15 protein-coding genes and 1 tRNA gene are annotated in these 21465 nt (G+C 49.9%); 9 read left to right on the top strand and 7 right to left on the bottom strand.

The window, feature by feature from the left end; all coding sequences use genetic code 11:
* Positions 1 to 152: 152 nt before the first annotated feature.
* The 3 genes from rnt to BZG77_RS04650 all read left to right on the top strand — a co-directional run bounded on the left by rnt (position 153) and on the right by BZG77_RS04650 (position 4311).
* Positions 153 to 821 (top strand): ribonuclease T, encoded by a 669-nt coding sequence (gene rnt / locus BZG77_RS04660; RefSeq protein WP_077646384.1) that lies wholly within the window; start codon positions 153 to 155, stop codon positions 819 to 821.
* Positions 822 to 1257: 436 nt separating this feature from the next.
* On the top strand, positions 1258 to 2571 hold the full coding sequence (locus BZG77_RS04655) for an outer membrane protein transport protein (RefSeq protein ID WP_077646383.1): 1314 nt from the start codon (positions 1258 to 1260) through the stop codon (positions 2569 to 2571).
* 417 nt (positions 2572 to 2988) lie between these two features.
* The gene (locus BZG77_RS04650; protein ID WP_077646382.1) at positions 2989 to 4311 is read left to right on the top strand and encodes a Na+/H+ antiporter family protein; all 1323 of its coding nucleotides are present in this window, start codon (positions 2989 to 2991) and stop codon (positions 4309 to 4311) included.
* Positions 4312 to 4438: 127 nt separating this feature from the next.
* Here BZG77_RS04650 and grxD read toward each other — a convergent pair whose 3' ends face one another.
* Entirely contained in the window at positions 4439 to 4777 is a 339-nt protein-coding gene (gene grxD, locus BZG77_RS04645; RefSeq protein WP_021022303.1) for a Grx4 family monothiol glutaredoxin, read from the bottom strand.
* Positions 4778 to 5079: 302 nt separating this feature from the next.
* Here grxD and sodB point away from each other — a divergent pair, with 302 nt between their 5' ends.
* Entirely contained in the window at positions 5080 to 5664 is a 585-nt protein-coding gene (sodB, locus tag BZG77_RS04640) for a superoxide dismutase [Fe] (RefSeq protein ID WP_021022302.1), read from the top strand.
* A gap of 228 nt (positions 5665 to 5892) precedes the next feature.
* Here sodB and asd read toward each other — a convergent pair whose 3' ends face one another.
* The gene (gene asd / locus BZG77_RS04635) at positions 5893 to 7017 is read right to left on the bottom strand and encodes an aspartate-semialdehyde dehydrogenase (protein ID WP_077646381.1); all 1125 of its coding nucleotides are present in this window, start codon (positions 7015 to 7017) and stop codon (positions 5893 to 5895) included.
* Between the two features lie 563 nt (positions 7018 to 7580).
* Here asd and nhaC point away from each other — a divergent pair.
* Positions 7581 to 9023: a Na+/H+ antiporter NhaC gene (gene nhaC / locus BZG77_RS04630; RefSeq protein WP_077646380.1), complete on the top strand. Its 1443-nt coding sequence runs from the start codon at positions 7581 to 7583 to the stop codon at positions 9021 to 9023.
* Positions 9024 to 9079: 56 nt separating this feature from the next.
* On the opposite strand, the gene yejK is transcribed toward nhaC, so the two are convergent.
* On the bottom strand, positions 9080 to 10099 hold the full coding sequence (yejK, locus tag BZG77_RS04625) for a nucleoid-associated protein YejK (RefSeq protein ID WP_077646379.1): 1020 nt from the start codon (positions 10097 to 10099) through the stop codon (positions 9080 to 9082).
* A 77-nt stretch (positions 10100 to 10176) separates the two neighbouring features.
* Between yejK and BZG77_RS04620 the strand changes: the two genes are divergently transcribed.
* From BZG77_RS04620 to BZG77_RS04610, 3 genes are all read left to right on the top strand, one after another.
* Entirely contained in the window at positions 10177 to 10395 is a 219-nt protein-coding gene (locus BZG77_RS04620) for a YejL family protein (RefSeq protein WP_021022298.1), read from the top strand.
* Positions 10396 to 10434: 39 nt separating this feature from the next.
* Entirely contained in the window at positions 10435 to 12315 is a 1881-nt protein-coding gene (locus BZG77_RS04615; protein ID WP_077646378.1) for a DUF3413 domain-containing protein, read from the top strand.
* Positions 12316 to 12419: 104 nt separating this feature from the next.
* A tRNA-Pro gene (locus BZG77_RS04610) sits at positions 12420 to 12496 on the top strand.
* Positions 12497 to 12583: 87 nt separating this feature from the next.
* Here the strand turns inward: BZG77_RS04610 and BZG77_RS04605 are convergent.
* Both BZG77_RS04605 and BZG77_RS04600 read right to left on the bottom strand, forming a co-directional pair.
* On the bottom strand, positions 12584 to 14662 hold the full coding sequence (locus BZG77_RS04605) for an alpha-amylase (RefSeq protein WP_077646377.1): 2079 nt from the start codon (positions 14660 to 14662) through the stop codon (positions 12584 to 12586).
* A 111-nt stretch (positions 14663 to 14773) separates the two neighbouring features.
* On the bottom strand, positions 14774 to 17734 hold the full coding sequence (locus BZG77_RS04600; protein WP_077646376.1) for a bifunctional diguanylate cyclase/phosphodiesterase: 2961 nt from the start codon (positions 17732 to 17734) through the stop codon (positions 14774 to 14776).
* A 232-nt stretch (positions 17735 to 17966) separates the two neighbouring features.
* Here BZG77_RS04600 and BZG77_RS04595 point away from each other — a divergent pair, with 232 nt between their 5' ends.
* On the top strand, positions 17967 to 18725 hold the full coding sequence (locus BZG77_RS04595; RefSeq protein WP_077646375.1) for a sulfite exporter TauE/SafE family protein: 759 nt from the start codon (positions 17967 to 17969) through the stop codon (positions 18723 to 18725).
* 59 nt (positions 18726 to 18784) lie between these two features.
* Here the strand turns inward: BZG77_RS04595 and BZG77_RS04590 are convergent, their stop codons facing one another.
* Both BZG77_RS04590 and BZG77_RS04585 read right to left on the bottom strand, forming a co-directional pair.
* Positions 18785 to 20737 carry a DNA topoisomerase III gene (locus BZG77_RS04590; RefSeq protein ID WP_077646374.1) on the bottom strand — a complete coding sequence of 651 codons (1953 nt, stop codon included), beginning with the start codon at positions 20735 to 20737 and terminating at the stop codon, positions 18785 to 18787.
* A gap of 115 nt (positions 20738 to 20852) precedes the next feature.
* Positions 20853 to 21401: an NAD(P)H nitroreductase gene (locus BZG77_RS04585; protein ID WP_077646373.1), complete on the bottom strand. Its 549-nt coding sequence runs from the start codon at positions 21399 to 21401 to the stop codon at positions 20853 to 20855.
* Positions 21402 to 21465 lie beyond the last annotated feature (64 nt).

The raw sequence follows: 21465 nt of genomic DNA, 5'->3' as shown, positions 1-21465 counted from the left end.
TTGCACACCTAAAGAGGATGCACCCAGCAGTGAGAGACGGTTTAACCAACAAGAGTAACGATAAAGATATCGACCGGCAAGATGGTGACTTTAGCTTATCGTCCGGATTTGCGATAATCATGCTATGATTATTGTAAGTAAAGTGACATTGCATGAGCCAAGAAAGCGATCTGAACAGCCTTAAGGCCCGATTCCGTGGTTACTTTCCCGTTGTTGTTGATGTGGAGACAGCCGGGTTTAACGCCAACACCGATGCATTACTCGAAATTTGCGCGGTAACCTTAAAAATGGATGAGCAAGGCTGGCTCGCGCCGGATAAAACATTGCATTTTAATGTCACGCCTTTTGAAGGCGCCAACTTAGAGCCAGCGGCCCTTGAATTTACCGGCATTCGTGATCCCTACAGCCCCTTGCGCGGCGCGGTTGATGAAGGCGAGGCCTTAAAAGAGATTTTTAAGCTGATCCGTAAAGAGCAAAAAGCGGCAGATTGTCAGCGCACCATTATGGTCGCCCACAATGCCAATTTTGATCACAGCTTTGTGATGGCCGCCGCCGAGCGCGCGAAGCTAAAGCGTAACCCCTTCCACCCTTTTGCCACCTTTGATACGGCGGCTTTAAGCGGCTTGGCTCTCGGGCAAACCGTGCTGGCTAAAGCCTGTAAAACCGCTGATATTGCTTTTGATAACAAAGAAGCCCATAGCGCCCTTTACGATACCGAGCGTACGGCCGAGCTATTTTGTGAAATTGTTAATCGTTGGAAGCGCCTAGGCGGCTGGCCTTTGCCCTCTGCGCCTGACGCGCAGGAAGAGACGCCCGAATAAAACCCCAGCGCGTGAGCCAATCCACGGTTATCCGTTGCAGCAATAAATGTATGCTTTAATTGTTAACAACTTGTTTGTTGTCACATTTTTATGATCTTATTTTGGCCTCTATTTAGCCAGCATATTAACCACGATTAAACAGGCACATAAGGAGTGAGCGACAGAATTAATTTATCCATATTACGCCAAACACGGGCTGAGATGAGTAGTAGACGCTTTAGAGTGTTTACTTAAAACAATCGATAGAAACATTATCAGCCCAACCAGGTGACATCGTGCGGCATCCGTTTTGAAACCAACCTTTAACAAACGCGAAATTGGTGCCAGTATTGAACCTGTAGAACATCCGACCACTTCTCTCGCCCACGTAAGATGGGCTTTGAAGCGGCGGCCCCAAAGAACAAGAAGCTTAATTAACATAGGAGTGAGGCGCGTTATGTCATCACTATTTAAGAAATCGCTAGTGGCAACCAGTTTATCTTTGTTAGCCGTACAAGCACACAGTGCCGGCTTCCAAGTATCAGAAACCTCGGTATCCGGTTTGGGGCGTGCTTTTGCCGGTGAAGCCGCTGTCGCAGACAATGCTGCAGTGGGTGCACGCAATGCCGCTGCCCTCACCCGTTTTAACACCACCGCATTCTCGGGCGGCTTGACCATTATTGATCCCGATGTGCATGCAGATGTTAAAAGTGCCAATAACGGCACTGTCCCAAAGGCAGCCTTAGAAGCTAATGGGCTGTCGACGGAAGAAAAAGACTTAGCCCCTACTGAATATGTCCCGAACTTTCATTTGATCCAACCGATTGATGATCGGCTCGCCGTTGGCTTTTCAGCCTTCTCTAACTTCGGTCTATCTACGGAATACTCCAAAGACTTTGCCGCAGGCGTTGGCGCAGGTGATACGGCGCTGGTCACCATGAACTTTAATCCCAATATTGCATATAAATTGAATGACCAGTGGAGTATTGGTGCGGGTATCAGTGCCATTTACGCCGATGCTGAGCTGAACCGCTTTGCGGGTGCTGCCGCATCAACTATCAATGGAATGTTGGGTACATCCTTTACAGCAACAAGTCGGATTTCTCACCTAAAAGGCGACGGATGGGGCTTTGGCTGGAACCTGGGAACGCTCTGGGAAATCGACGAGGATAACCGATTTGGTCTTTCTTATCGTTCCCAATCAGATATCACGCTAGATGGTGACTATGAAGGTACATCAACCATAGCCGTCGGAAAGCCTGGACAGTCAGTTTCAGGGGAACTTGAGCTAAGCCTACCGGAGATTATTGAATTTTCAGGCTTCCATCAACTCAATCAACAAATTGCAATGCACTACAGTGCCATGTATGTCGGTTGGGATAGTTTTAAGGAGCTAAAAGCAACGAGTGCAGCGACTAACTGTAACGATGGTACAGCAGGTCAGTGTCTACAAAAAGACGAAAACTGGAATGATAGCTGGCGTTATGCATTAGGTGCGACTTATACCATGGACGACCACTGGGCGTTCCGCGCCGGTTATGCCTATGACGAAAGCCCGGTGGATGCTAAAGATCGCACATTGAGCATTCCAGATTCTGACCGTCATTGGTGGAGTCTAGGAACGACCTACACAGCAAACGAAAATCTCTCTGTGGACGCGGGTTTTGCCTACCTCGACGGCGACCAAGTTGAAGGCACCGAAGACGGATTTGCGTTCTCAGCCGGTGGCGATGCTTACATCTACGGTTTGCAGCTGAACTACTTGTTCTAAGCCCTGCAGCTTAACCTAAACCCAAGGAGCCGGCCTATTAAGGCCGGCTCTTTTTTATATGTTCCGCCCTGGATGACATTAAAAGCGATTGCTGACCACTAAGCAGGCCCTCCGCGCCAAGGAAGGCGCGGCGGAGCCCCCAGGGATGGGTTCACGGTGTGCCTGCGAGTGGCCTGCAATTGCTCCCCCCCACACCAGTGCTTTTCACACCACTAGCATTTCCAACGCCCCTATTTGCCTACTTTACTTATCGCGGCTTTCAGAAAGACCGACAAGCATGAAAGAAAGTAACCAAAAAAAAGCGATTTCCCCTCGACACAGACAAAATTTTGCGCAAACTGGGTAGCTTAATTACAAAATCATAGATAACCCCTGCGGCAACGCTGCAGTGATAACCCCTATAACAGGAACGTTTCCATGAACCCGGTAGTCATTTCAGTCTGTGTCATGCTGGCACTGGCCCTTTTGCGCGTCAATGTCGTCGTCGCACTCACCTTTAGTGCTGTCCTTGGTGGCCTGGTCGGTGGGCTCAGTATTTCCGAGACCATCAGTGCCTTTGAAGGCGGCCTTGGCGGTGGTGCCACTATTGCGCTCAGTTATGCGATGCTCGGTACCTTTGCGGTCGCCATTAGCCGTTCAGGGATCACCGATGTTCTCGCGCACTCGGTGATCCGCAAGCTTAACGCGCGCCCAACCGATGCCAATACCGCCACCTTTAAATATGTGGTCTTGGTCTTATTAGGCCTTTTGGCTATTTCGTCGCAAAACGCGATTCCGGTCCACATCGCTTTTATTCCTATTGTGATCCCACCTTTATTGCATGTGTTCCAACGCTTAAAGCTCGATCGTCGCCTGGTCGCCTGTGTGCTGACCTTTGGTTTGATCATGCCGTATATGGTGTTGCCGGTCGGCTTTGGCGGCATCTTTTTGAATAATATTTTGCTGAAAAACCTCAATGACAATGGCCTAAACGTGGTCGCCAGCCAAGTCCCCACCGCGATGCTATTGCCTGCGGCGGGGATGGTAGTCGGCTTACTGATCGCAACCTTTATCAGCTATCGCCAGCCACGCCAATACAGTGAAGGGGACGTCCTCACTGCTGAGCCGGAAAACCACGCCATTAGCCCCCGTAACCTGTGGGTTGCAGGCATTGCGATTGTCGCGGCGTTAAGCGTGCAGCTGATGGCAGGGTCGATGATTGTCGGCGCATTGGCCGGCTTTATGGTGTTTACCTTTGGCGGCGTAATCCGTTGGAAAGACACCCAGGATGTGTTTACCAAAGGGGTACACATGATGGCGATGATCGGCTTTATTATGATCACCGCCGCTGGGTTTGCCGCGGTAATGAAAGCAACGGGTGGTGTGGAGTCCTTAGTCGCTTCTTTGTCAGGCTCGATTGGCGATAACAAACCGCTCGCGGCGTTTTTGATGTTGATTGTCGGTTTGCTAGTGACCATGGGGATCGGCTCGTCGTTCTCGACCATTCCCATTATCGCTACCATTTATGTGCCACTCTCACTGGCGTTTGGCTTCTCGCCGATGGCAACCATTGCCTTGGTGGGAACGGCCGCCGCCCTGGGCGATGCTGGCTCACCCGCTTCGGACTCTACTTTAGGTCCAACGTCGGGCCTGAACGCCGATGGCCAACATGAACACATTTGGGATACCGTGGTCCCCACCTTTATCCACTATAACCTGCCATTAATTGCCTTCGGCTGGTTAGCCGCGATGATGCTCTAGGGCGTAAACGCGCTATGTGAGTAAAAAGGCGGTATAGACAAGAAAAAAAGCCACGTTTTACAACGTGGCTTTTTACCTGATACGGCTCGTTCCAGTGATACGGCGAGAGCCGGATAAACGCGAACAATTACTCGTTTTCACTCGCATCACGACGCGCGGCCGCTTCTTTGACCAGTGGCTGTAACTCACCTTTTTGGAACATTTCCAAGATGATGTCACACCCGCCAACCAGCTCTCCGTCAACCCACAGCTGTGGGAATGTTGGCCACTGTGCGTAAACAGGTAGCTCTGCGCGGATCTCTGGGTTTTGCAACACGTCCACGTAAGCAAACTTCTCGCCACACGACATCAGCGCTTGAGAGGCTTGTGACGAAAAACCACAGCTTGGTAGTTTCGGCGAGCCTTTCATGTATAGCAGAATCGCATTTTCTTCGATTTGCTGCTTAATTTTGTCCATTGTTTCCATTGCTTCCTCGAACACTGTCTGTGAATCTTATTTTGATTCTACTGGTTAACAGGCTGGAAAAAAATGCCTAAATGTTTTGTGGGATTAAGCGTAAAAATTTTGCTGCGATCCTTTTAATAAAGTAAAAACTTGCTAAACTAGACTTAGCAGAACGAAAATAGTAGTCACACTCGATGGTTAGGTGGCGATAACGGCAATGGGTAGTCAGTGATCATCCGTTGTCAGTCATTCGTATTTGCCCCTGCATTGTCAGTGATCGACTACAGGAAGCACTCTCACGATAAAAACGGAGATATATAGCAATGTCATTCCAACTACCTGAATTACCTTTCGCAAAAGACGCACTAGAACCACATATCTCAAAAGAAACACTCGACTACCACTACGACAAGCACCACAACACTTATGTGGTGAAGTTGAACGGTTTGATCGAAGGCACAGATTTCGAAGGTAAATCACTCGAAGACATTATCAAGACCTCGTCAGGTGGCGTGTTCAATAATGCGGCCCAAGTGTGGAACCACACCTTCTACTGGCACTGCCTAAGCCCAAATGGCGGCGGTGAGCCAACAGGTGACGTTGCAGACGCGATCACCAAAGCATTTGGTTCGTTTGACGAGTTTAAAACTCAGTTCACCAATGCTGCTGTGACTAACTTCGGCTCAGGCTGGACTTGGTTGGTGAAAAAAGCAGACGGGTCGGTTGCAATCGTCAACACCTCGAATGCCGAAACGCCCGTGACTCACGATGGTGAAACGCCATTGTTGACTGTCGACGTTTGGGAACACGCATACTACATCGATTATCGTAACGTGCGTCCAGATTACCTCGCTGCATTCTGGAAACTGGTTAACTGGGACTTCGTCGCGAAAAACTTCGCAGGCTAAACCCATCGCCAACAGACCGAGCGCGAAAAAGGTCTGTTGCAAGCCCTGGCTCTTGCAAACCTAGGTTCTTGTATACCTAGGCGCTTGTAAACCCAGGCTTACCAATCACTAGGAGGCGTTTATCGCCTCCTTTTTTTATGCCTGATACGCTTTGCAAACTCGCATTTTAGGCAAAAAAAACCGCCAACTAGGTTGACGGCTTAACGGAACTTGATAAGTCCAAGAGAATTAATCTTGTTCTTTTTCCGACAAGATAATCCGCAGCGTGCGGCGTAGCGGTTCTGCCGCTCCCCATAACAGCTGATCACCCACAGTAAAGGCATTGAGGAAATCATCCCCCATCGCCAGCTTACGGAGACGACCCACTGGCACAGACATGGTGCCTGTCACTTTCGCTGGGCTCAGATCCGTCATGGTCACGTCACGCTCGTTAGGCACCACGCTGACCCAGTCATTGTGCGACGCAATCATGTCTTCAATCTCATCCATCGGCACCGCTTTTTTCAGCTTGATGGTCAGCGCCTGGCTGTGACAGCGCATGGCTCCCACACGGACACAAGTCCCGTCGATAGGAATCGGATTGTTTTGTAACCCTAGGATCTTGTTGGTTTCAACCGAAGCTTTCCACTCTTCCTTACTTTGGCCGTTGTCACGCTTGACGTCAATCCAAGGGATCAATGAGCCTGCGAGTGGCGCACCAAACTGCTCGCTAGGAAAATCACTCGAGCGGAGGGTTTGAGCCACTTTGCGGTCAATATCTAGAATAGATGTTGCAGGGCTTGCCAAGTCAGTGTTCACTGAATCATTGATGACACCCATTTGGCTGATCAGCTCGCGCATGTGTTTTGCGCCTGAGCCAGACGCCGCTTGGTACGTTTGCGCGGTCATCCACTCAACCAGACCGTTTTGATACAAACCGCCTAAGCCCATCAGCATCAAGCTAACCGTACAGTTACCGCCGACGAACGTGCGCGTGTCGTTATGGATCCCCGCTTGGATGTGTTTGAAGTTAATCGGATCCAAGGTGATGATACTATCATCTGCCATTCGTAGTGATGACGCTGCATCAATCCAATAGCCTTTCCAACCTAATTCACGCAGTTTTGCGTAAACATCGTTGGTGTAATCACCGCCTTGGCAGGTGATAATAGCATCGAGGGTTTTGAGCGTTTCAATGTCATAGGCATCGTGTAACATGCCTGCATCTTTGCCGTAATTCGGCGCTGCAATCCCAACTTGTGAGGTGCTAAAAAACACAGGTTCGATATGGTCGAAGTCTTTTTCTTCTACCATGCGCTGCATCAGCACCGATCCCACCATGCCGCGCCAGCCAACTAAACCTACTCGCATCATAATTTTCACACTCCATGTTGTGTGACCGCCGTTAACAACAGCATATGGTTGCCTGACAGTCAGTGAAAAAACGTTTTTGATACTAACACGTCTTATCACGGTCGTCAGGTTAACGCCTCTGCCTGCTTATTAAATGACCTCATTTTTAAGTTTCCGTCACCTATGTCTAACTTGATTTAACGTACAGGCGTCTAAAAAACAAACTGAAAAAAACAGACAAAACAAAATATTGAAACATTTAAACACCCTTACGATAACTATATATTAACTAATTATGTCGGGATGTAACTTAATTCGCGCGCGACTCACATAAGCGACAAAAATGTTTCCCATCACTTTACTCTGTTAGCTAGAGTAGGGCCCCTCACAAATGGAACAAAGGATACTGAAACAAGGACAGTGATGTGAGTTTGGTTGTTGCTTAAGGCATCGCTAAATCGCGCAGGGAGTAGTCGCGCAATCACAGACGATCCACCTTCCGATAATGATATTGACTCGCTCAACGCTATCGGTAACCCCCAAGCGACCGGTTACCCAGCAAGCGACGTGAAGAAGGTTAAGTTATGACAACACAGCAAGCTCGATTACCCTCCATCATTCAGGTGGTATTGGCACTTGGCGCCTTTTTGGCGCTCGCGTTTTCGTTTACCGCCAAATTAGACCTCCCCATTCAACTGGCCTTATTTATCGGCTGGTTTGTGATTATGGGATTAGGGTTAAAACTTGGCCATCAATACAAAGATCTTGAAAGTGCTGCCACGAAAGGGATTTCTAACGGCTTAGGCGCCGTTTTAATACTCCTATCGGTTGGCGCATTGGTAGGCACCTGGATTGCAGGGGGGATCGTCCCCACTATTATTTACTATGGTCTTAAAGCTATCCACCCTTCTATCTTCCTTTTAGCGACCATGTTGATTTGCTCGTTAACCGCTTTAGCGACGGGCACCTCTTGGGGGGCTGCCGGAACCGCGGGTATTGCCATGATGGGGATTGGTCAAGGCCTTGGGATCCCTGCCCCAATGACGGCAGGTGCCGTTCTTTCAGGGTGCTACTTTGGTGATAAAATGTCGCCATTGTCTGATTCAGTGATCCTTGCCTCGTCAATGTCTGGCGTCGAAATCGTTGAGCACATTAAAGGCATGCTGCCGATTGCACTGATCAGTTACATCATTACCGGTATTCTGTTTACTCTGATTGGCTGGCACTACGCAGGCAATGTGGATATGAGCCAAGTAGAGATGGTGAAGCAAGCGATGCAGGATCAGTTTGTGATTTCACCCCTATCCTTTGTGCCGGTGCTGATTGTCCTCGCGCTGCTGGCAATGCGATTACCGTCTTTCCCGGTCATTAGTTTTGGTTCATTACTGGGTGTGGTTTGGGCTGTCATGCTGCAAGATATGACCCCCGTGAACGCCATTAATACCGCGTGGGCGCCGTTTTCTATCTCATCGGGTGTCGACTTTATCGATGCCATTCTCAACCGCGGTGGCATGTCTTCTATGCTCGGTTCCGTGGCTGTGATTGTGTTTGGTCTGGGTTTTGGTGGCTTGCTCGAAAAAGTCGGGGTCTTGCATACCATTGCCAGCTTGTTTGAGCGTCGCGTTAACAGTGCAGGTAGCTTGGCAACCTCCACCATCGGCACCGCCTTTATGGGGAACGTATTCGGCTCGGCCATGTATGTGTCGCTGATCTTAACCCCTAAAATCTGTGCTAAAAACTACGACAGACTGGGTTATCAACGTAAAAACTTGTCTCGTAACGCTGAATTTGGTGGCACGTTAACCTCAGGCATGGTGCCATGGAGTGATAACGGTATTTATATGGCCAGTATTCTTGGCGTCGCCACCTTGTCTTATGCACCCTTCATGTGGTTAAGCTTTGTGTGTATTGCCGTCACCATCGTGACCAGCTACTTCGGTTGGTTTGTCGATAAGGTTGAGCCAAACCAGGCCGCGCAAGCGCAAGAAGATACAACCGCCATAACGTCTGCGCCAGAGCGTGCCTAACGAGCAATAAAATCGCTTAAAATAAAGCGGGACACGCTAGCCGTGTCCCGCTTTTTTTATTTATCGTCTCGACTGGATAAACGGCGTTGTAGTTGGTCACGCAAATTTGGGGGCGTCCCTTTTATGGTGAGGGTGTCTGTGTCTGGATCGTAGAACACGCGCTCCCCCATCAACATGGCATCAAAGTTGACCGATAAGCCACCCCCCGATCCGACAAATTTAGTTAACTTGCGCATGGTGGTGCGGTCGGCAGGAAATTGCGCTTCCAGTTCATAGCCTTGCTGGTTGGTGTATTGATAAAAGTCCGTTCCTTCGGGGGTCGCTGGCAATTCCTCCGCGAGCTCTTTGACCACCACTTCATCACCCGCTTTAAGCTGATCGTTACAGTAGTCATACACCTGCTTGCGGTAGTTGTTCTTCTCTTCTTTATCCAAACGGGCATCATCACAGTAATCCTCAACCGCCTGCATCAGCACTTGGTTTTGCTGTTTGCTGTCCATGCCCACTTCCGCTTGCAAAAAATCAAGGAAGAAGTCTGCAACTTTGCGCCCAACTCGCCCTTTGATAAACGATAAGTAACGATTTGATGCCGGATCCGTCTCCCAGGTAGACAAATCAATCCGTGCCGCGATATCCATTTTGCTGACATCTAGGTATTCGGTGGCGTTAACGTCAAGCTCGTCCGTGACGCGTAAACTGTGCTTTGATTCCACCACACCAATAAATACGTAGTCAGTCGCTAAGGCACGGTAATGCGCCATCACCAAGGTGCCACTATCGGCAAATGGGTATTTCGCGAGCTCAGCGCGCAGACGTTCAACGGCGCGTTCAGAAAAGGCTCGAAAGTCCAGTTCGTCAGCGCGGTAAGCCTTTAACCATTGCTGGAATTCACTCTCGGTGTCGAACAACGCAAACCCTTTGCCTGCTTTTGCATGATAAACCCGATGTACATCGGCCATCAGATTTTCGGTTTGTTCGTTGAGCGGTAATGGTCCGTCGCGAAGCTGAACATTAAGCGAATCATCAGCTTGTTTGACAATTTGATGTAATATTACGTTAGAAAGCGTGAGGGTCATGATTGAAAAGATTTTCAGTAAGACTAAGGTATGGGTTATTATACGCTGCTTTGGTTTTAAGAAGACAAGACGATTTTATGCCTGTAACCTCAAAATATGATGATAAGCAAGTGGAACGTATTATCAGTGATGTTGTCAATGTGTTAGAGCAACACGATGCATCGACGGATTTATCACTGATGGTGATTGGGAATGTCGCCACCAATATCCTTAACCACAATATTCCTGCCGCACAACGTCAGGCATTTGCCGAGAAGTTCGCCCAAGCATTAATGGCATCCATCGATAACCAATAACGCTTGCAGCAGTATCCAATCAGAGAAGAATAAATTTGTATGGTTGATAGCGGAACATCGTATCGCGATAAAGTATCCCAGCTGATCAGTTGGGGGCATTGGTTTAGCTTTTTCAACATCATTGCCGCTATGTTGCTGGGCACCCGCTATATCAGCCAATCTGGGTGGCCAGACACCCTATTAGGGCAAAGCTACTTGATCTTTAACTGGGTCGGCCACTTCGGCTTCCTGGTTTTTGCGCTTTATATTCTGATCATTTTTCCAGCCAGTTTTATCATCCCGTCTCAGCGTCTTATGCGGCTTTTTGCGGTAATAGTCGCGACTGTCGGAATGATGCTACTGCTGCTAGATATTTACGCCTATCAAACCTTACACCTACATCTTAACCCCTTGGTGTGGGAGCTGCTTTTAAGCGGCGAAAAAACCGATATGAATGCCCACTGGCAGTATTTATTTATTGCTGGGCCGGTGATCTTTATCTTAGAGCTGGTCATGGCCGAGTGGGTGTGGCGTAAGCTGCGTAAATTAACCCGTAAACGCGTTGGTGTTCCGGTTGCCAGCGTGTTTGCTCTTTGCTTTATTGCCAGCCATTTAATCCATATCTGGGCCGATGCGTTCATTTATAGCCCAGTCACGGCGCAGCGTTCGACCTTTCCTGTCTCGTATCCGATGACAGCAAAAACCTTTATGGAAAAGTATGGCTTGCTCGATCGACAAGAGTATCAACGCCTACGCGAGCAGCGCGGCCAAGAAACCAGCGAGGTGATTCGTTATCCGTTGGAGCCACTGTCATTTGCGTCAGATGCCAACAAATACCGCCCAAACTTATTGGTGGTGATGGTTGAAGGGTTGCGTGCCGATATGCTTAACCCAGTCACTATGCCTCACCTGCATCGTTTCGCTACCGATAATCTGTGGTTTAAGAATCACTTCAGTAGCAGCAACGATGATATGGCCGGTTTGTTTGGTTTCTTTTATGGACTGCCGGGCAGCTATGCGCAAAGCGCACGAACTGAGGGTTTGCGTCCTGTATTGATGGATACGCTCAATCAACGTCGCTATCAACTCGGGCTGTTCAGTGGCGATAACTTTTCTAACCCCATTTACTATCAAAGTATTTTTAGTCGCGCACTCGACCGTGATACACAGTCAGAGGCGCCGGCTTGGCAGGCCGATGCCAGTGCGATCACCTCGATGCAAAGCTGGCTACAAGCGCGCCAAGCAAATACACCTTGGTTTGGTTATTTAGAGCTCGCCACGGTGAATGACTATGAGCAAGGCGGCGACTATGCGCAACCCTTCCAACCAGCGCTTGACAGTGGAATGGCCGGTGTCGACCAGCAAACAGGCTTAGTCCTCAAAAATAGCTATAACAATGCCGCTCACTATCTGGATAAGCAATTGGGTGAACTGATTCAACAGCTCGAGGCTTCGGGAAAGCTAGCCAATACCGTAGTGATGATTACAGCAAACCACGGCATGGAATTTAATGAAACCGGGATGAATAGTTGGGGGTCGAACTCAAACTACAGCCGTTATCAGCTTCAAGTACCGATGGTGATGCACTGGCCTAATCAACCGGCCGAGCAGATCAATCATTACAGTAGCCACCTTGATGTGGCACCGACATTGATGGAGTCGATGCTATCAGTGAGCTCACCCGCCAATAGTTACAGTAGCGGTGTGAATCTGTTTGAACTCGAGAGCCAATCACGCAAATGGGTGTTGGCCGGTGACAGTCGCGACATTGTGGTGATACAGCCACAAAAAACCACGGTGGTGGATAAATTTGGCAATTATAAAGTCTATGATCGCTACTATACCCCACTGCCCGAAGGTAAGCCCCAGTTGTCACTATTGATGCAAGTGATGCACGAATTAAAGCGTTTCTATTATCCTGAGGATCATGAGCCGCAATAATGGCCAATAAGTGGCGCATAAGTAGCCAAACAATTGAAAAACGGGGAAACAACCGCGTTTAGCAATTGACAGCCATTAGATCGATTCGTAATATAGCGCTTAGTCGGTCTGTAGCGCAGCCTGGTAGCGCACTGTCATGGGGTGTCAGGGGTCGCTGGTTCAAATCCAGTCAGACCGACCAATACATATAAGCCCGTCACTCAATGAGTGACGGGCTTTTTCGTATGGTACGTTCAATAAGGATAAACATCCTGTTCGCGGCGGACACTTATTCGGCTTGACGCCCGACAAACGCAGCAACAATGGTGTCTTCTCCATATTGCCGRGAAAAGACATACGCACCTGGTTGAGGGATCACTTGGTGCGCGCCCGCGCCTACCGCAGGGTGGCGTTGCCTAAACTGCCCCACTTTTCGCCAATGGTTTAATAACCCCGCCTGCATGGCGTTACGCTGCCACACCATATCTGAGCGTGTTCCTTGGTGAAAGTCATCGCCGTAAGGGCCTAAATCACGTCCAACTTCATCGCCGTAATAGACTTGCACCGCACCGGGCGCCAGAAGTAATGCGTTGGCAGCACCGCGTTGCATGCTGGCATCTTTAAAACGGCTGAAAAAGAGCGCGGTATCATGAGACGACATATAGCTAACCGGAATGAAATCCGCTTCTGTTTGCATGGTCTCAGCGTACGCGTGATACGTGGTTTCCATTTCACTTAAACAATACGCCCCTTTGTCCATCCGCTTTTGCAGATCAAAGTTAATCAGTGCATCAAAGCCTTGGTCAAAATAAGGGCTCCGGTAGGCATTGTGCCCCCATACTTCTCCCATCATCCAAAAGGGCTCGCCCGTTTGATTATTAGCGGCGCGCCAGCTTTTCAATGCTTCCGAGGCGTGTGCTTTTAACGCTCGCCAAACCTCACCATCAACATGCTTGACGGTATCAACACGAAAACCATCAATACCAAAACGCGCAACCCACTGGGTTTGCCATTCAAGTAAGTAATCACTCACTGTGTAATTGTCTCGCACCTTTACCCGCGTGCCGGGATTGTTGAGCAACCATTGTGGCGGGGTCACCGGTTGCGAAGATTCAGTTTTAAAGTCAGGCAATCCGGCTAAGGTCAGCGTTTTATCACTGCTGCCAGGCTCATCGTATCCCGGTAATCCTGCGCGTACCCAGTCTTTTCCCCACCACTGCTGCCAATTCGTGCTCTTATAATCAATCGCATCATGAAAGTCATGCCAGCTTTGTCCGTCACCGGGCTGCCAATTTTGCCATTGCGCCGGTAATTCAGTGTCATTGACTACCTCAATCCCGTCTTGCTGTAAATCCGCGAGTGTTGCGTAACCTGGGTGATTGACGACTGCGTCCAGAAACACCTTTAGTCCGCGTTGATGCGCTTCGTCGACCAATTTTTTTAGTGTGGCATCATCACCAAAGTTGTTGTCTACTTGGGTAAAGTCACGCGACCAATAGCCGTGGTAGGCATAAAACGGAAAGTCCCCTTGGCTGCCACCACCGACAAACCCGTGAACCTGCTCTACGATCGGCGATAACCAGATCACATCGGTGCCGAGCGCTTGGATATAATCCAATTTGTCGATCACGCCTTGTAGATCTCCGCCATGAAAAGTGCCAATGTTTTGCGCTTTATCCTGACGCCGCCCATAGCTGTGATCGTTACTCGGATCGCCATTGCTGAATCGGTCCACCATGACAAAATAAATGTTTGCATTGCGATAGGTAAAATCTGGCTCTGGTGCTGTAACCGGGGCGAGCAACACCAACCCGCCACTCTCAGAGGCTGGGGTGAGCGTCACGCTGTGATTTTTCACCGTGACAACCTGCCCACTGAGCGCCTCTTTTAATTGCGTGCCATCGGCAAAACTCTCTCCCAAAGAGAGGGTGATCGGCCCACCTTGATAGCGGTGACACTGGACATCGGGCAACGGGCGTTTAAACCTTGATGCGGTCTTTTTCGGTTCACGTTTAACGCGGATTGTTTGCGTCTCTGGCTGATAATAAAACCCATAATCCCCAGCAAAACGCACGGTAAGTTCAAAGTTTGTCTGATCTTGGCAAGAAAGCGGAATAGGCGTATTAAATTTCGCGTTCTCGGGAGACGCGGCCTGACAGTCACCTGCTATCCCTTCCACACTGATTTGGTAGGTGTTCTTACCTAACGAGAAGACCGCTGGGGCGTTGGGATCAAGCGGTCGGTCAGACTGTGTCGTTGCTGTGGTTACCGTGATATGCGGGGCCGCCGCAGTGGAAAACGACGCTGCCATAGTCAACGAGGCCGCTACCGCGATGGCCAGCCGCTGTCGAGGAAAGAAAAAAGTCATGATTATGCTCCTTGCCATTTTCTATCAGGGTAAAAAAACAGCAAGGCATTGACATCATTCCTGCCTCTGCGCCCTAAAACTGTGAGCGATGACAGTTAGAGGAGGAGCCGATTACGCGCCGCACTCTCCCTCCGGATCCAGGCCTAACAATTCGCTCATCTCCACGGCGGGAATAGGACGGCGATAGAGAAACCCTTGACCAAAGGTGCAGCCCAATTCATGCAAAATCGCCTTTTGATGCAAGGTCTCAATGCCCTCTGCAACGACCCCTATCCCAAGGCTATCGGCCATGGCAATCATAGCCGATACAATTGCCACTTCTTGTTCGTCGGGTGATTGGCTTTGTATGTCTTTAATGAAATGACGATCAATTTTTAATTTTGAAATGGGGTAGCGCTTGAGATAAGCCATCGATGAATAGCCAGTGCCGAAATCGTCGATCGCAATCCCAACCCCTTTATCACGTAATTGCTCCAGCACTTTTAACGCGTTGGCTTGATTTTCTATCAAGGTATTTTCGGTAATTTCTAGCTCTAAAAAGCGCGGATCGGCGCCGGTGCGGTCCAAGGCCTCAAACACCACTTGCGTAAAGGCCACGTCGGCAAGGTTGCGCGGCGAGATATTCACCGCCATAGACACGTTGACGCCCGCATCCTGCCAGGCTTTTAATTGCTGACATCCAGTCTCAACCACCCACTGCGTGATATCGTGGATAATCGAGCGCTCTTCGGCGACATCAATAAAGTGAAACGGTGATAACAGCCCCCGCTCTGGGTGATGCCAACGCAATAACGCCTCGACGCCAATAATATCGCCGGTCACCAGATCGACCTGGGGTTGGTAATATAATTCTAACTCTTCATTTTGCACACACTGACGTAGCTCGACCGCCAAACGTAACTTGTGATTCGCTGCTACCGTCAACGCATCATTGTAAAACGCATAGGTGTTTCGCCCCGATTTTTTCGCGTGATACATCGCCGAATCGGCAAAGGTCAGCAGATCATCGGTACTCGCGGTATTCTCTGGATATTGGGCAATGCCGATACTGACACCGATTTGAGCGTCGATCCCACCTTTGAGCATAAACAGGCGATTCATGGCATGGATCACATCTTCAGATAAGCGAATACAGGCATTATCATCAGCATGAATCACCCGTAAGATCACAAATTCATCGCCACCGAGGCGGGCTAAGGTATCGCCCTCCTCTAACAGGCCCTCTAAGCGCTGGCTGACTAATTTAAGGAGCTCATCACCGACGGTATGGCCATGGCTATCATTGACGAACTTAAACTGGTCAAGGTCGAGAAACATCAACGCCAGCTGGTTACGCTGGACCGATTGCCTATTCATCGCTTGACGAATGCGCGACGTGAGCAGCAGGCGATTCGGTAATCCGGTTAGCGAGTCATAGTGGGCCAAATCAATCAGTTTTTTTTCTGAGTCTTTAAGCTGGGTGATATCAGAGAAAACACCGATATAATTCACCACGTCACCGGCGTCATCTTTTACCACACTGATCGAGAGAAGCTGTGGATACACGATACCATCTTTACGGCGATTCCAGATTTCGCCTTTCCAATGTCCCTCTTGATGTATCTGCTGCCACATTTCGGCGAAAAAATGTGCGTCATGACGGCCCGAATTCAGGATGGATGGCATTGCGCCGACGACATCTTCTTCTTGATACCCGGTGATCGCACTGAAGCCACCATTGACGGCGACGATAGCACCTTGGGCATCCGTGATCAGCACCCCTTCGCTCGATTGCTCAAAGATTTTCGCATTGAGCATCAACTTACGTTCAACCTCTAACCGTTCAGATACATCGTGGATAACCGAGAACAGCAGACGGGCGTTACCAACGGTGATCGGGGATGAATGAACCTCGACCTGACGACTCTCACCGTTTTTTAGCCGATGTTCAAAAATAAAGCAGTTTTTCTCGCGCTGTCTCGCCTGTGAAAGGCTTTGTTTGAGGGTGCTGTCGACTTGTGTATTAATCTCACTGATACGCATCGCGGTAAGCGTTGCATGGTCATAGCCATAAAAACGTTGGGCACTGTCATTAGCATCTAAAATTTCGCCACTTTTGGCATCCAGTAACATCATCACCGCATCATGGCGTTTAAAGATACTCCTAAAGCGGTAGCTATCATCAACCATACGGCCAATCGACTGCGCAAAGCTGCGTCCAGCATTTAGTCGAGCATATAATCCGCCGAGCCAAAACCCTAGGATAATCAAGCCACCCCCCCATACCATGGGGTGAGGGTGCAAACTTTTCCAACCGTCTTGCGGGGTGCCCAACAAGCGCCAGTGGCCGGAGGGCAAGCTCACTGCGACGGACTCAGGGGACTGCGCTAAGATCGAGGCATCACCGTAAATGGGGGTAAACCTCCCCTCGGCGGTCGATTTTTCTTGCAACACCACACGCACTGGATACGCCTCGCCTTCGGCAAAGCTTGCGGAGAAAAGGCTATCCATATCGAGCACCGTGGATAACACGCCCCAGGGTAACCCTGTGTTTTGATTGATTATCGATTGACGTGCAATTAAGGCGGTTCCACCTTGAAGAAGATCGACCGGCCCTGAAATCACGGGCTTACTGGAGGCATACGCCGCTCGCACATGGGCTAATTGCTCAGGCACATCATGGTAACGCGTCCCGACTAACGATGATTTTAGGTTCTCAGGATACACATGGCTGATCACCCAATTACGCGCGGCACCAAAATTGAGGATATGAGGAGATTTGGCTTTTAACTGGCTGGCAAAGCGAGAAAATTGGTCTTGCGTCAGATCTGGATTTAAGCTGATATAGGTGGTCAGTCCATGACTTAAATCGACATTCTGCGTCACTTTAAGCTCAATCCGGGATCGGTAGGCCAACAAGGCGTTACGAACGTCTTTTACTTCTTGGTCATGGGCTTGTTGATATAGCCAAAACTCCACGGAAACCACCGCAAACATGAAGACCATCACGGAGATAACCACATTATAAATGAATCCGACTCGCGCCGAGCGGCGGGCGACTTTATCAAGTGCCGATGGAACAGCTTGCTGCATGACCTGGTACAACCTTATCTCGCCCTGCTTATGGAGCGAACATTAACCAAAAACCTCAGGTGTTGCATGTGATTATAAAGGGCATAGAGAGAATCGCCAGTGTTACCGGTCAGTTTCACCGCATTACACAGGCTCTGTATGCGTAGGCTCAAACGGTTACATACACATATTGGCGATACAATCAAATCGCCTTTATCCAAAAAACACAAGAGATTGCAAACAAGGAGCGTGTATGGCAATCAGCCTCGAATACAGTTTTATCTTGGTGGTTTTGGGCATGATCGCCGGGATTATCAATACCCTCGCGGGTGGTGGCTCTAACCTAACATTACCTGCATTGATGGTGATGGGCATGCCTGCCGATGTCGCCAACGCCACCAATCGGGTGGCGGTATGGCTACAGTGTGCGTCAGGGATGAGCGGGTTTCGCCAGCATGACAAGCTCGATACTCAGGATATCATTCCGGTATTGATACCGAATTTAATCGGGGGCTTGTGCGGCGCATTGGCCGCTGCATGGTTGCCAACCAGTTGGGTCAAACCCTTGCTACTCGGTACCTTGCTGACCATGACGGTAGTGATGCTGGTTAAGCCAGCCACTTTTGGCCCCCCTGCCGGTACGCCAGTCAAAAAGGTGGCTGATACACCCACCGCATGGTTTGGCCTTATGCTCGCAGGCTTTTATGGCGGATTCGTACAAGCAGGGGTCGGATTTGTTTTGCTCGCCGCGCTATGTGGCACCTTACACTACGACTTGGTCCGTGGTAATGCGCTCAAACTGGCATGCACCTTAGCTTTCACCTCTCTTTCACTGTTGGTATTTATTGCTGATGATCTGGTCCGTTGGGCGCCAGGGCTGATCCTGGCGATAGGGACCATGGTCGGGGCACGGATTGCGGTACGATTTGCTATCTCCGCGAATCCCAAGCTATTAAAACTCTTTTTGTTTGTGATGACGTTGGTTGGTTGTCTCGCCGCCTATTTATTTTAGTGGCCGCGAGTCTGTTGTCGGGCGATCACTGCATTTTTTGCTCGCGTATACTGGTGCGGTTATTGTGCCGCGGTCTTACTCGTTGATTTCGCCGCTCCTTTACGACGACTGCTGGTGCGCCGTGTTTTACGTTTAAATGTTTTTGCCGGCGCAGCCGGTAAACCTTGCAAAGAGGCAGGCGGTGGTGAGGTTTTTATACTGTCAATCAAGCCTGCGACCTTGTCGGTTAACGCTTGCATAAAGGGTTGATACGCGCATTGTCGGTCCGCCATATCTTGCAGCTGCCGCTCCCAATCAGCGGTCATATCCGGGTAGGTCGCACTGTCGGGTAAGGCATCAATTAATCCCGTTCCACTGGCTGTCGCGTGAAGTGTTTTTCCTTGTCGATTCAAAAGACCACGTTTTACCAACAGCTCAATAATCCCAGCCCGAGTGGCTTCGGTCCCGAGCCCATCGGTTTCTCGCAGTATCTCTTTCAGTGCTTTGTTTTGCACATAGCGGCCAATGCCGGTCATCGCTTGTAACAAACTGGATTCGGTAAACGCAGCCGGTGGCTCGGTCATGCAATCTTTAATGTCGCCACGCTCACACTGCGCTTGCTCACCTTTCTCCATTAAGGGCAAAGGCGTGGCGTCACTGWCTGCGGTTTGCGTGGAGGGCAATAGCGCGCGCCAGCCCGCTTGAGTGAGCACCTTGCCTTTGGCAATAAAACAGCCACCGGCAATATCAAACACCAGTTTTCCTTCTGCATACTCGGCAGGCGGATAAAACTGCATCACATATTGGCGCGCTACCAGCTGATAAATTTTCGCTTCATCGCCTGACAAGCTCGCAGGCGCCGCTTTCGCGGTTGGAATAATCGCATGGTGCGCACCAACTTTGGCATCGTTCCATGCTTTGCCTTTGCGTTTTGGATCCGCATTGTCACAAGCCTGGATCAGTGTCTGACACCCCTTTTTAATCGCTGCCAACACCTTGGGCGCCTCAGCGAAGTGCCCTTTAGGTAAGTAACGACAATCCGATCGCGGATAGGTAATGATCTTGTGGCGCTCATACAGTTGTTGGCACACATCCAGGGCTTTTTGGGCGCTAAAACCAAATCGCTTTGATGCGTCTATTTGCAAGGCTGACAAGTTATAAGGCAGTGGCGCCGCTTGCTTTCGCTGCTGACGTTCCGCGTCAGTGACCGTGGCTGGCTGCCCCGTAATTCGATTGGCGACATTGTCGGCGAGTGACCGAGAAAGCACGCGCCCTTGCTCGTCTTGCCATTTGGCGCAGGCGTCACTGGGCTGCCATCGCGCGCGTATTTCACTCCCTTGATGAGCAATGATGGCGTCGAGCTGATAATACGGATGGGGAATAAAATGTTTGATTGCTTGATCGCGCCGCACCACCAGGCCAAGCACCGGCGTTTGTACCCGCCCGACCGACAATACGCCTTGATAACCGGCCTGTTGCCCTAGCAGGGTATAAGCACGCGTCAGGTTCATCCCATAGACCCAATCGGCACGTGACCGAGCTAACGCGGAAACAGATAAGGGTATATAACCCTTATTGTCTTGCATGTTGCTGAGCGATTTTTTCACCGCAGAGAGGTTTAAATCACTGATCAAAAGGCGTTTTATATTGGCTTTTTTGCTCTTGCTGACCTTCGCATAGTCAATCACTTCATCCACCAGCAGCTGCCCTTCGCGGTCTGGGTCGCCGGCATGAACCAGCTGATCAAATTGCTTAATCAGTTTTTTTACCACGGACAGCTGGCCCGAGGCGGCTTTGCGCGGGCGCAATTGCCATTGTTGAGGCACAATAGGAAGGTCAGCCAGATGCCATTTTTTATAGCGGCTGTCATAAGCCTCGGGCTCGACTTGTTCGAGTAAGTGGCCAATACACCAGGTGACCACATCTCCCTGCCCTGTTTCAATGTATCCTTTCTGATTTTTATGAGGCTTAGGCAGGCCTGCGGCAATTGCGCGCCCTAAACTCGGTTTTTCCGCAATAAATAATCGTGCCATGACAGAGTCTCTTTATCAGTCACTGTCCGCATGGTATGCAAAGCACGAWCGAGGCGCAATAAAAAACCTGTACATATGCACAGGTTTTCTCGATTAACCAAGCCCTTCTCGTGGCTTAGAGATAAGAGACAAACTGGCTAGTATCGCGTTTAGGCGCATTAGCCACCGCACAATCAGGCGTTCCTAAGTACAAAAAACCCACGATATGATCATCGCCTTCAACGGATAACGCCTCTCTCACAGCAGCGTGGTATGCAAATGCGCCGGTGCGCCAAAAGCCCTGATACCCTTGTGCGACCGCTGCCATTTGCATCGCATGCGTCGCACATCCCGCTGAAATATGCTGCTCAATGGTCGGTACTTTGTCATGCACACGTGTACGCGCAATCACGGCCACCACCATCGGGGCCCGAAAAGGTGCGTTTTTGGCATTTTTCACTGCCGTTTCATCCGCGCCGTTGGCCTGTGCTGCCTCGGCTAAAATGGTTGAAAGCCGCGTCAGCCCATCGCCCTCGCAAATCACAAACTGCCACGGCGTTAGTGCGCCATGGTCAGGGGCACGTAATCCTGCTTGAATAATGTTTTCTAGTGCCTCACCGCTTGGCGCTGGCGCTGCTAATCGTGGCACAGAGCGGCGCTTTAATAGCAAATCAAGTGCGTCCATGGTTTATCCTTTTTAACCGTTTAGTGCTCACTGCATGAGCGATATCAGCATATTAGCACAGACT

This window comes from Salinivibrio sp. IB643, from assembly GCF_001996105.1.
Classification (GTDB): domain Bacteria; phylum Pseudomonadota; class Gammaproteobacteria; order Enterobacterales; family Vibrionaceae; genus Salinivibrio; species Salinivibrio costicola.
This window is presented reverse-complemented; position numbering and strand designations above follow the sequence as displayed.